This is a genomic window from Mesorhizobium sp. CAU 1741 (assembly GCF_039839275.1).
Lineage (GTDB): Bacteria > Pseudomonadota > Alphaproteobacteria > Rhizobiales > Rhizobiaceae > Aerobium.
Map to the genome: position 1 here is coordinate 856,475 of NZ_JBDOQP010000002.1, position 12,097 is coordinate 868,571.

Consider the following 12,097-nt stretch of genomic DNA (forward strand, 5'->3'; position numbering starts at 1 on the left):
GCTGCCGCTATTGCGCGCGCATCGTCATCGGCAGCCAGAGGATGATCGCCGGGAAGATCACCATCAGCGCCATGCGGATGACGTCGGCGACGATGAACGGCATGACGCCGCCATAGATCGTCGTCAGCTTGACGTCCTTGGCGATCGAATTGATGACGAACACATTGATCCCCACCGGTGGACATATCATGCCGAGCTGGCAGGACGTGACCAGGATGATGCCGAACCAGATCGGATCGAAGCCGAGGTGGATGATCACCGGGAAGATAATCGGCACGAACAGGATGATCATCGCCATCTCGTCCATCAGCGCACCGGCGATGAAGAACATGATCAGGATCAGCACCAGCGTGCCATAGGCACCGAGATCCATGCCGATCATGAACATCGTCAGTTTCTGCGGCGCCTGGGTGATGGCCAGGAAGTAGCCGAACAGCACGGCACCGATCAGCACGGTGAAGATCGCAACCGAGGTGCGCAACGCCTCCACCAGGCTGAGCAGGATGGTTTGCGCGTTGAGCCGCCGACGCGCGATGCCGATGAGCATGGTGAGAAACGCGCCGACCGCCGCTGCCTCCGTCGGGGTCGCGATGCCGAGATAGATCGCGCCGACAATGGCGACGAAAAGTACGACGACGGCCCAGATCGGAATGAGCGAGAGCAGCGCCTCGCGCATGTCGAACTTCTTGCCCGCAGGCAGGCCCTTGCGATGGGCGATAACCACGGTCGCCATGTACATCAGGGTCGCCAGAATGCCTGGAATGATGCCGGCGATGAACAGCCGCCCGACATCGGTCTCGGTCAGGTAAGCGTAGACGACCATCACCACGGATGGGGGGATGAGGATGCCGAGCGTTCCGCCCGCCGCGATGACGCCGGTGGAGGTGGCGTCGTGGTAGCCGACCTTGCGCATCTCGGGAAGCGCGATCCGCGTCATGGTGGCGGCGGTGGCGACCGAGCTTCCGCAAATCGAGGCGAAGCCCGCGCAGGCGGCCACCGTGGAGAGCGACAGCCCGCCGCGGAACTGGCCTAGCCACGCGTTGCCGGCGCGGAAGAGTTCCCGCGAAATGCCCGAATTGGTGGCGAAGACACCCATGAGCACGAAGAATGGGACCAGGCTGAGGTTGTAGTCGGTCACCGTGCGCACCGGGGAGGTGGTGAGCAGGTTAAAGGCCGGCGTCATGCCCCGTATGGCGCCGAAGCCGAAAACGCCCACCACGCCCATGGCGATGCCGATGGGCACGCGCAGTGCCATGAGCCCGAACATGGCGACAAAGCCAAGGACTGCAATCCAGTCCGCATATGTCATTGGCCGCTCCCTCCGAAATCCGGATCGTCATTTTCCCGTGGCGCGCGGAGGATCGACAGCCCCACCGTGATGACGCTGACCGCGCAACCGACCCAGATGAGAGCGATCAGCGGCCATACCGGCAGGCGGAGGTCGAAGGTGGACTCGTTGCTGGTGTAGGCACCGGTGACGCGATACCAGAGCATCCAGGTCAACATGACCGTGAAGCCAAGCAGCACGGCCCAGGCAAAGAGATCGATGAGACGCCGCATTCGCCCTCCCGCCATCTCGTAGACCAGGTCGACGGCGATGTGCCCGCCGCGATAGCCGATCGACGCGAGGCCCCACATGATGCAGGCGCCGATAAGCAGGCGCGACATGTCGAAGGAATCAGGGATGGTCCAGGCGAAAAGGTAGCGGCCGGCCGTGGACGCGACGATGAGCATCATCACCGCGCCCAGCAATATGCCGGCAACCAGTTCCACCAGCTCGCAGAAGCGTTCAATGGTGCGAAGCATGGTCTGCCTCAGTCTTGATGAAGGAAATGGCGGGCGCTTGCGCGCCCGCCGACGAGAGTCGTCGTGTCGGTGTTCTACTCGACCTTCGAATCATATTTTTCGAGGGTCTCCTCGAGGCTTGCCCAGCCCGCTTCCGCGTCGATGCCGGCCTTCGTGGCGGCGGCCTTCCATTCGTCGCGCAGCGGAGCGGTTGCCTCGATCCAGAGTTCCACTTCCTCCGGCGTCGGCTTGTAGAGCGTGTGACCGTCATCGATCATCCGCTGGCGCCCGGCGGCTTCGCCATCGGCCCATTTGGTCGCCATCTTCTCGGCCCATTCCGGGGTGCAGTGATCGTCGATCACCTTGCGGTTTTCCTCGGACATGCCGTCGACGACCGCCTTGTTGAAGACGTGCGCGAAGGTGGTGACGTAGAACGGCATGTCGAGGTGATGCTTGGCAAGATCCTCGGCGCCGAAGGTGTAGATCGATCCCCAGGGCGATGCCGTGATGTCGGCGGCGCCACGAGCCAGAAGCTCGCGCATTTCCGCCGCACCGGCGAAGACGGAACTTGCGCCGAGCGCGTTGACCAGCCGCGCCATCGTTCCGTGGGCCGGACGAACGTTCTTGCCGTTCAGATCCGATGGAACCTGGATTGGGCCGCTGGTGCCGTGCAGCGTACCCGGATCATGCAGATGCACCATGCAGAAATAGACGTCGCCCATCTCCTGTCCCGCATATTGCCGGTACCATTCGTCGTAGGCCCTGGACCCGGCCTTTGCATTGGAGATGGTGAAGGGGATTTCGCCTGCCGCGACGATCGGGAAGCGGCCTGGCTGGTAGCCGGGATTGACGAAGGCGATATCGACGATGCCGTCACGCGCCATGTCATAATGATCCTGCGCGGCGCCGAGCTGGGACGCCGGGAAGATGGTGATCTCGATACGGCCTTCCGAGGCCTCCTTGATCGATTCCACCCAGGGCTCCATGCCGCCGGGCTGCAGCGGATGCTGGGCACCCACCCAATGCGAAAGCGAGAGTTCCACCTCGGCGGACTGCGCGGTGGCCGTCAGCGCCACCACACCGACCGTCGCCAGTAGGGTCTTGAATTTCATCGTCTGCTCCTCCGTTTTTGACGATACGGCGCCGGCGCTAACCGCCGGCGCCGGCGCATATCAGCCTGCAAAGGAATCGTATTTCTTCAGGTGCTCGATGAGGCTGTCATAAATGGCATCGGCATCGTGCCCCTTCGCCGAGACCGCCGCACGCCACTCCTCCGTCAGCGGCGCCGCTGCGTCCTTCCAGAGCTGGAGCTGTTCGGCATTAGGCTTGTGCAACGTGTGTGCGGAGTCGGCCGCGATCTTGTCGCGTCCGGCCGACTCGGCATCGGCCCAGCCGCTCGACATCGTCTCCGCCCATTCCGGCGTGCAGTGGTCTTCGATGACTTGCCTGTCCTGCGCTTCCATGCCCTCCAGCTTCGCCTTGTTGAAGGTGAAGACGTTGATCGAGGCATAGAACGGCATGTCGAGGTGATGGGTCACCACGTCCGCCGCACCGAAGATGTAGAGCGATTCCCAGGGCGACTGCGTCATGTCCGCCGTGCCCCGTGCCAGCACTTCGCGCATCTCGCCGACAGGAACCTGGACCGACGTTCCGCCGAGCAGGCTGACGAAGCGCCCCTCGGTCGCGTTGGCGGGACGTACCGCCTTGCCCTCGACGTCCTTAGGCACCAGGATCGGCGTCTTCGAATGGATGGTGCCCGGATCGTGCGAGATCGCCATGCAGAAATAGGTGTCGCCCATTTCCTCGTCGGCATACTGCTTGTACCACTCGGTCAGGCCGCGCACGCCGCCTTTGGCGTTGGCAAACAGGAACGGCAGCTCCGCCGCCGCCATGATCGGGAAGCGTCCCGGCTGGTAGCCCGGATTGATGAAGCTGATGTCGACGATGCCGTCGCGGGCCATGTCGTAGTGGTCGCCGGCTGCGCCGAGCTGCGAGGCCGGATAGATCGTGATCTTCACGCGCCCGTCTGTGGCGTCGCTGATCGACTGCGCCCAGGGCTCCATGCCCAGCGTCTGAAGCGGATGCGTGCCCGGCACCCAGTGTGAAAGCGTGAGTTCGACATCGGCAGCCGCGCTAGCCTGCACGAGGCCAACGGACAACGCCAACGCTGCAAGCGTTCGTGTATACATCTTTCCTCCCTTTCGAGGTGCACCGCCAGCCAATTCCTCCCGGCCGACTTTCACCTCACCCTTCAATTAACATCATAGTTAAAGCCGCAAAACAAGCCGATATCGGACAAGCCATGCGCGCGCCACAAAATCGGAGCTGCGATACCGCAGGTCAGGCTCGGGGGAGCGTGGCGCAGGGCGAATCGTTGATGGACGCCTGTTTGTATACATACTATAAGCCCCTTAGCGGGCGTGAGGTGCCGGCTGCGAGGGAGGAGACAGGCGTTGATGGACAGGGATGGCCGCCTGGCGCGCTGGCGCATGCGGTATCCGACGGTGACCGATCTGGTCCCGCGGGCGCGACGACGCGTGCCTGGATTCGCGTTTGATTTCCTCGAAGGGGGAACGGGCGAAGAGCTGTGCCTGGCCCGCAACAGGGCTGCGTTGGACGGGATCGAGATTGTCCCGCGTTTCGGCATCGACGTCTCGTCGGTGGAGGTATCGGTTCGCCTGCTGGGACGGCGCCATGCCGCGCCGCTCGTCATCGCACCAATCGGCATGGACGGCGCGGTCTGGCCCGGCGCGACACGTTATCTCGCGCAGACGGCACAAGACCTCGACATTGCCTACATGCCATCCACCATGGCGGCCGCCGCGATCGAAGATATCGCCGCAATCGCACCCGGACAGGCATGGTTCCAGCTCTATGGCTTTCCCGCCGACGACCATGCCGTGACTTTCGACCTCATCAGCCGTGCGGAACGCGCGGGCGTGCACGCGCTCGCCGTCACGCTCGACATCCCGGTGCCGGCGCGGCGGGCCCGCGACATGCGCAACGGGTTGCTGCCGCAGTTCCGGGTCACGCCGGGCAAGATCGCGACGATGCTGGCCCGGCCCACCTGGCTCGCGGCACTGGCCCGCGACGGCCTGCCGGTGGTGCACAACATGAAGCCCTACTGCCGCGAAGGCGCGGGAAAGAACGAGCTCGACAGGTTCGTGCAGCAGGGCCGCGCCGGCAGCGGCATCACATGGGACGTGATCGCCCGCATCCGGGAGCGCTGGAAAAAGCCGCTGATGGTCAAGGGCATCCTGCATCCCGCAGACGCGGAACGCGCGGCCAGCCTCGGCCTCGACGGCATTGTGGTTTCGAACCATGGCGGCCGCCAATTCGACGCGGCTCCCGCACCCATCAACGTGCTGCCCGCCATTCGCGCCACGGTCGGCGATCGGCTGGAAGTGCTCGTCGATGGCGGGATCATGTCCGGCACCGACATTCTCAAGGCGCTGGCCTGCGGTGCCGACGCCGTTCTCGCCGGCCGCGCCTTCATGCTGGGGCTGGCGGCATTGGGCGGCGACGGGGCTCGCCATGTCGCCGCTACGATGACCGACGAACTGCGCGTGGCCATGGCGCAGGCCGGCATCGTGTCGCTTGACCAGGCGCGAACGCTCAGCGCACGCCACCCCGGCGCATGGAAGCAGGACTTGTTCAGAGTATCAGCGGAGGAAGAGACATGAAGGTTGGCGACGCGATCGCGGAGATCATGAAGCGCGAGGGCATCGACACGCTCATAGGCTATCCGGTGAACCACGTGCTGGAGCACGCCGCCATCGCCGACATCCGCACGATCATCGTGCGCCAGGAACGCACCGGCATCCACATGGCGGACGCCATGTCCCGTCTCAGTTCCGGCAAGAAGATCGGCGCGTTCGCGATGCAGCTCGGACCGGGCACGGAGAACGCTTATGGCGCAGTTGCGCAAGCCTATGCGGAGTCGGTCCCGATCCTCGTCCTGCCCGGCGGCTACCCGCGTCGGATCGCCCATATCGATCCGAACTACAACGCGACAGTGTCGATGCGATCCATCTCCAAGATGGTCGAGCCACTGAACGTGCCCTCCGACCTTCCAAATGTCTTCCGGCGCGCCTTTACGCAATTGCGCAATGGGCGTGGCGGGCCGGTCGTTATCGAAATCCCGAACGACATCTGGGACGAGGAGGTGCCGGAGCCGATCAACTATCGCCCGGTGGCCGTTACCCGTACCGGACCGGAACCGGCGGCAGTGCGAGCCGCCGTCGACATGCTCGTCGGCGCGAAGCGCCCGGTGATCTATGCCGGCCAGGGCATCCACTATGCGCAGGCATGGCCGCAACTGAAGGCGCTGGCCGAACGCCTCGCCATTCCCGTATGCACGAGCCTCGAAGGCAAGAGCGCGTTTCCGGAGAACCACCCGCTGGCGCTGGGCTCCGGCGGCAACGCCATTCCCTACCCGGTGCGCCACTTTCTCGACAATGCCGACGTCATCTTCGGCATCGGTTGCTCATTTACCGAAACGGCGTTCGGCGTCGAGATGCCCGTCGGCAAGCGTGTGATCCACTCGACGCTCGATTTCGCGCATATCAACAAGGACTATGAGTGCGACGTGCCGATGGTCGGTGACGCTGCCCTCACCCTTGATGCGATGCTGGGCGAACTCGACCACCGCAAGGTCGCGGCGCGGCCGTGGACGTTCTTCGCCGACGAGATCGCCAGTGTGCGGGCAGCCTGGCTTTCCGAGTGGATGCCGAAGCTGACCTCCAACCAGAACCCGATGACACCCTATCGCGTGCTGTGGGACCTCCAGAAGACGGTCGACATTCCCAACACCATCATCACGCACGACGCGGGCAGCCCGCGCGACCAGCTCTCGCCGTTCTGGGTCTCGACAGAGCCCTTGAGCTATATCGGATGGGGCAAGACCACGCAGCTCGGCTACGGGCTCGGGCTCGCCATGGGTGCGAAACTCGCCTGCCCGGACAAGCTGTGCATCAATGTCTGGGGCGACGCGGCCATAGGCTTCACCGGCATGGATTTCGAGACCGCCGTGCGCGAGCGCATCCCGATCCTGTCGATCCTGCTCAACAATTTCTCCATGGCGATGGAGTTGCCCATCATGGGGGTGTCGACGGAAAAATACCGCTCGACGGACATTTCCGGCGACTATGCCGCATTTGCCCGCGCGCTTGGCGGCTACGGCGAACGCATTACAGACCCGTCGGAGATCATCCCGGCGATCAAGCGCGGCATCGAGCAGACCCGCAACGGGGTGCCGGCACTGCTCGAATTCATCACCTCGCAGGAGCTTGACTCGTCAAAGCATCCGACGAAGACCAAGAATGCCAAGGGAGGGCACTATGTCTGAGGCTGCCTCGCGCGCGATCGCGATGCTCGAACCGCTGCTGGGCGACCGGCTGGTGACCTCGCAGGCGGTTCGCGAGCACCACAGCCGCGACACCTCGCGTCTCGCGCCCGCGATGCCGGACGCCGTCGCGTTCCCGCGCGACGAGGCTGAGGTACAGGCAATCGTGCGCGCCTGCGCCGAACACGGCGTGCCAGTGGTGCCGTTCGGCGCCGGCTCGTCGATGGAGGGCCATACCATCCCGATCAAGGGCGGAATTTCGGTCGACACGCGGGAGATGAACCACATCATCGCGATCGTGCCAGAAGACTCGATCGCAGTCGTCCAGCCGGGCGTGACCCGCAAGCAGCTCAATGTCGAGCTGCGCGAGACCGGGCTGATGTTTTCCGTCGATCCGGGCGCCGATGCGTCGCTGGGCGGCATGGCGTCGACGCGCGGCAGCGGCACGACCGCGGTTCGCTACGGCACGATGCGCGAAAATGTCATGGCGCTGCGTGTCGTCACGCCGGACGGGGTGGCGATCCACACCGGCTCGCGGGCCAAGAAATCATCCACAGGATACGACCTGACGCATCTGTTCGTCGGTGCGGAAGGCACGCTCGGCATCATCACCGAACTGACGCTGAGGCTCCATCCGCAGCCGGAGGCGGTGTCGTCGGCGGTCTGCTCTTTTGCTAGCGTGCGCGGGGCGGTCGAGGCAGTGATCGAGACGGTGCAATACGGCATACCCGTGGCGCGCGTCGAATTTCTCGACGAGGTGGCGATCGAGAACGTCAACAGCCATTCCGGCCTGACGCTGCCTGTGGCGCCGACGCTGTTCTTCGAGTTCCACGGCACTCCGGCCTGGGTGGCGGAGCAGTCGCGCATAGTCGAAGAGATTACGGCCGGCCATGGCGGCAGCGGCTTCCAGTGGTCGACCGACGCGGACGAGCGCGGCAAGCTCTGGCAGGCACGCCACGACCTCTACTGGGCGACGAAGGCGCGGCGTCCCGGCTGCGAGCTCCATACCGGAGACATCTGCGTGCCGATCTCCAAACTCGCCGAAAACATCGTCGCGGCCCGCGAGGACATCGACGCCTCGCCGCTGATCGGCCAGATCATCGGCCATGTCGGAGATGGCAACTACCACACCGCCTATCTGATCGACCCGCACGAACCTGCAGAGCTGGCCGAGGCCGAGCGGCTATCCGAACGCATCGTGGAGCGCGCGCTTGCCTGCGGCGGCACGGTCAGCGGCGAGCATGGCATCGGCACCGCGAAGCTCAAATATCTCCGCCGCGAACATGGCGAGGCGGTCGATGTGATGAAGCGGATCAAGGCGGCGCTCGACCCCAAGGGCATCATGAACCCGGGAAAGATGGGGCAGGAGGGGTAGGATAGGCTACCAAAAATGCTGTGCTCGGCCGTGCACAGCACCCCCTCTCCGACCCGCTGCGCGGGCCACCTCTCCCCCTGCCCGGGGGCGAGGAACCCAAGCTGGAAAAGCGCCGGCATCGCGGCAACGCTTTTCCTCACCCCCGGGCAGGGGGAGAGGTGGCCCGCGCAGCGGGTCGGAGAGGGGGTGCTTAACGCCGGATACCACATGTGTGCCTTCGCAGAACCCCGCCGACAGATTCCCGGACAGAGGTGGACAAACCCACCCCCGTCATCCCGGCCGACCGGAGCGAAGCGGAAGGAGAGCCGGGAACCATTGAGAAGCTCGGCCGGGCCGCGGGTTTACGCAAACGGAGCTGACAGGTGTCAACGCGAGGACTGGGCCGTGCTGGACGATGTTCAGGCCAATGGATTCCGGCTCTCCCTGCGCTTCGCTCCGGTCGGCCGGGATGACGGCAGGGACTACAAGCCTTTCGCTACGTCTTCGCGACCGGCGGGGTGCCGTGGGTGTGGAAGCTCTCGATGGTCTTGAGCCCCCAGGCCTGGCCCTTCCGACGCTCGGCCTCGTTCCAGACGATCGGCTGCCAGTCGGGGTCGAGGATCAGGCGGGCACCGGCGTTTGCGATCTCGATGCGGTTGCCGGCCGGCTCGTAGACATAGAGGAAGAACGTGCCCTGGATCGCATGCTTGTGCGGCCCGGTCTCGATGAAGACGCCGTTTTCCAGGAATACGTCGGCGGCGCGCAGGATGTCGTCGCGATGGTCCGCCGCGTAGGTGAGATGATGGAAGCGGCCACGCGTGCCGGAGTGATCCTCCGTGCAGGCCATGTCGTAGCCCTTGTTGTTGACCGTGAACCAGCAACCGCCGATGCGGCCATTGTCGAGCTGGATCATCTCGGTGACGCGGCTGCCAAGCGCCTCGACCATGAAGTCACGTATCTTGGACACGTCCGTGGCGAGGAGGTTGAAATGGTCGATGCGCCGGGGCGCCGCGCCCCTGCCATGGAAGCGCTGGGCGATATTCTTCAAGGACGGCTTTTCGGCCTCCGGCGCTGCATATTTGTTGGTGTCCCAATAGAGCTCGAAGACGTGGCCGTCGGGGCTGTTGAACCGGTAGGAGCGGCCATGGCCGAGGTCGCCATCGGTCCAGCCGATGCCCAGCCCCATCTTCTCGATCACCGCGACACGGCGCTGGAGTGCCGACTCCGACGATGTCCGATAAGCGCAATGTGCCATGCCGGTGGTGTTTGAAGCCGTGAGCTTGAGCGAATGGAATTCGTAGTCGTCCCATGCGCGCAGGTACACCGAGTCTCCCTCGCGTCCGCTCTCCGTCAGGCCATAGACATTGACAAAGAAGTCGAGGCTCTCCTCGGGCTTGTCGGTCAGCAATTCGACATGGCCGAGATGGGCTACGTCAAAGCAGGGTTCTTCGTTGCTCATTTGGTTGCTCCTCCTGTGTGTCGGCGGTCCCGACTTCATGCCTTGTTGCGAAAAGCTCCCAACAGGCTGGAATACTGATCCGCCACGTCTGCGTCGGTGTCCGGCACGAAACCAAGGCGGCCGATCTGCTCCTGCACGTCTGCGATGGCATCGGCCAGTTTGTGACCGGCGTCGAACCCCAGTTCCTTCTGGGTCGCAGCCGACTCGCGCATTTCGGCTGCACGGCGAACACCGTGGCGCGAGACGCGTTCGATCTGATATTTCGGATATTTCGGCCAGTCGAGTTGCGGAAAGGATTCCGACAGCGAGGCATAGACCTCGTCGAAGCGGCCTGCCGCCTTCGCCGCCAGAAGCGTCTGCACCGTCACCGCCTCCATGCCCTTGACGAACAGGGAGCGCAGCATCTTGATGGAGGTGGCGGCGCCGATTTCGTCGCCGACGATCGAATAGGCGAAGCCGAGACGGGAAAACCGCGCCTCGAGCGTCTCGCAATCCGGACCTGCCAGCAGCACCGGTGCGCGGTGCCCGCGTGGATGCACTGGCGCCATCACGGCCATGTCGACATAGGCCGCGCCTCCCGCACAGACGCTTTGCGCCGTCTCGCGCTTGCGGCCGGCCGAGACCGAATTGATGTCGATGAAGGTCTGTCCCGTCGTCAAAAAGCTTGCGACGGAGCGCCCCGCCTCAAGGCTGTCGGTCGCGGTGACGGCCGAGATGATCCACTCGGCGCTCTCGATGGCTGCAGCAGGGCTGTCGGCGAGAGCGACGCCCATCTCGCCCGCCGCATCGCGTAAGGCACCCTCGGAATCGCGCCCCGAACCAAGCAGCACGTCATAGGCCGCGAAGGTCAGATCCGGCGTGGAACGCAGCGAGGCGACAAAAGCGCGCGCCGCCTCTCCGAAGCCAATGAAAGCAATCCTCATCGCGAGCCTCTCCCCGGTTCTTAGCCGCCGGCGCGATTGCAGCCAATAAGACGGGCTTCGTAGCGCCTGCCTTCAGCCACCGCAATCGCGACCGGCGCACAAGGAGTTACTTGACCGCGTCGAGCCTGCCATTGACCCATTCGGCATTGGTCTTGATGCCCCCGAGGGGGAAGAAGTGGACCTGCTTGATCAGGCCTTCCGGATGCTCTGCCTGCCAGGCGGCAAGCTCTGCGACCACGTCGTTGGGCTCGTAGGGGAGCATCAGCTTGGTCAGGTCCATGGCGCGTTTCTGCAGCACCTTGAGCGAGGGACCGACGCCGCAACTGATCGCGTATTTGATGAGCGTCTGCAGCTTTGCGGGCCCCGCGATGCCGACATGGATCGGGAGAGAGATGCCTGCATTTCGCAAGCGCTCGGCCCAGTCGACGATCGGCTTGGCGGCGAATGCAAACTGCGTGACGATGGCCATCTCTACGCCGGTCTCCTGCGCGAATGCCTGCTTCCAGGCAAGTGCTGCGTCGGCGATTGCCGATGAGCCGTCGGCGTCGATGTCCTTGTTGCCTTCAGGATGGCCTCCGACATGCAGGCGCTTTAGGCCGTGCTTCTGGAACAGCCCGGTCTCCATCATCTTCATGGAACTGTCGAAAGCGCCATAGGGTTGGGTGACGCCACCGGCCAGCAGCAGTGCCTGGTCGACGCCCGCTTCCTGGGTGTAGCGAACAAGCCACTCCTCGAGTTCGGCCGCATCCTTGATGATGCGCGCCGGAATATGCGGCATCGGCGCGAAACCCTCGTCGCGGAGCCGCTTGGCCGTCGCCACCATCTCCTCGATCGGCGTGCCTTCGATGTGCGCGACGTAGACCCGCGTGCCCTGCGGCAGGAGCGCGCGAAAATCCTCCACCTTGGCGGCGGTGCGCGGCATTACTTCAATCGAGAAACCGGAAAGAAAGTCTGCGATCAGGCGATCGTCGGTGGCGACGGTTTCCGTGCGCCCCTTGAGCAAGTTCAGCAAGGCCAATCCTCCCTTTGCCGATTGGTTGTGGACATAATGTATACATTATGCAGGAAGCTTGCAATCATCGCCCTGCGGAAAACGACGCCTTCCCCTCATTCTGCGGCAGATTCGGCGCATTTGGTGCAGCGGCACCACTTTACGCTCATTGCGACCGTGAATCCTGCATACATTCTCAAGGTGCTGCATACGAAAAGGCCGCGGCAGAACCGCGGCCTCA

Annotated in this window: 10 protein-coding genes; 3 read left to right on the forward strand and 7 right to left on the reverse strand. The window is 64.1% G+C overall.

Annotation, left to right across the window (positions count from 1 at the left end; all coding sequences use genetic code 11):
• Positions 1-7: 7 nt before the first annotated feature.
• The 4 genes from AAFN84_RS10920 to AAFN84_RS10935 all read right to left on the reverse strand — a co-directional run bounded on the left by AAFN84_RS10920 (position 8) and on the right by AAFN84_RS10935 (position 3,974).
• Positions 8-1,309 carry a TRAP transporter large permease gene (locus AAFN84_RS10920; RefSeq protein ID WP_347514578.1) on the reverse strand — a complete coding sequence of 434 codons (1,302 nt, stop codon included), beginning with the start codon at positions 1,307-1,309 and terminating at the stop codon, positions 8-10.
• Positions 1,306-1,806, reverse strand: coding sequence for a TRAP transporter small permease (locus AAFN84_RS10925; RefSeq protein ID WP_347514579.1), 501 nt, complete (start codon positions 1,804-1,806; stop codon positions 1,306-1,308). Before AAFN84_RS10925 ends, AAFN84_RS10920 begins: the two co-directional genes overlap by 4 nt.
• Before the next feature lie 74 nt (positions 1,807-1,880).
• On the reverse strand, positions 1,881-2,897 hold the full coding sequence (locus AAFN84_RS10930) for a TRAP transporter substrate-binding protein (RefSeq protein ID WP_347514580.1): 1,017 nt from the start codon (positions 2,895-2,897) through the stop codon (positions 1,881-1,883).
• 60 nt (positions 2,898-2,957) lie between these two features.
• Entirely contained in the window at positions 2,958-3,974 is a 1,017-nt protein-coding gene (locus AAFN84_RS10935; protein WP_347514581.1) for a TRAP transporter substrate-binding protein, read from the reverse strand.
• Positions 3,975-4,241: 267 nt separating this feature from the next.
• Between AAFN84_RS10935 and AAFN84_RS10940 the strand changes: the two genes are divergently transcribed.
• Genes AAFN84_RS10940 through AAFN84_RS10950 form a run of 3 tightly spaced genes read left to right on the forward strand, consistent with a single transcriptional unit; the run spans position 4,242 to position 8,504 of the window.
• The gene (locus AAFN84_RS10940; protein ID WP_347514582.1) at positions 4,242-5,468 is read left to right on the forward strand and encodes an alpha-hydroxy acid oxidase; all 1,227 of its coding nucleotides are present in this window, start codon (positions 4,242-4,244) and stop codon (positions 5,466-5,468) included.
• The gene (locus AAFN84_RS10945; protein WP_347514583.1) at positions 5,465-7,132 is read left to right on the forward strand and encodes a thiamine pyrophosphate-requiring protein; all 1,668 of its coding nucleotides are present in this window, start codon (positions 5,465-5,467) and stop codon (positions 7,130-7,132) included. The genes AAFN84_RS10940 and AAFN84_RS10945 overlap by 4 nt, the downstream gene beginning before the upstream one ends.
• Positions 7,125-8,504, forward strand: coding sequence for an FAD-linked oxidase C-terminal domain-containing protein (locus tag AAFN84_RS10950; protein WP_347514584.1), 1,380 nt, complete (start codon positions 7,125-7,127; stop codon positions 8,502-8,504). Before AAFN84_RS10945 ends, AAFN84_RS10950 begins: the two co-directional genes overlap by 8 nt.
• A gap of 475 nt (positions 8,505-8,979) precedes the next feature.
• On the opposite strand, the gene AAFN84_RS10955 is transcribed toward AAFN84_RS10950, so the two are convergent.
• The 3 genes from AAFN84_RS10955 to AAFN84_RS10965 all read right to left on the reverse strand — a co-directional run bounded on the left by AAFN84_RS10955 (position 8,980) and on the right by AAFN84_RS10965 (position 11,877).
• Positions 8,980-9,942 carry a catechol 2,3-dioxygenase gene (locus AAFN84_RS10955; protein ID WP_347514585.1) on the reverse strand — a complete coding sequence of 321 codons (963 nt, stop codon included), beginning with the start codon at positions 9,940-9,942 and terminating at the stop codon, positions 8,980-8,982.
• A gap of 35 nt (positions 9,943-9,977) precedes the next feature.
• A complete protein-coding gene (locus AAFN84_RS10960) occupies positions 9,978-10,865 on the reverse strand; it encodes a DUF1932 domain-containing protein (RefSeq protein WP_347514586.1) in 888 nt (295 codons plus the stop codon).
• A 106-nt stretch (positions 10,866-10,971) separates the two neighbouring features.
• Positions 10,972-11,877, reverse strand: a complete 906-nt coding sequence (locus AAFN84_RS10965; protein WP_347514587.1) for a methylenetetrahydrofolate reductase — start codon at positions 11,875-11,877, stop codon at positions 10,972-10,974.
• Positions 11,878-12,097 lie beyond the last annotated feature (220 nt).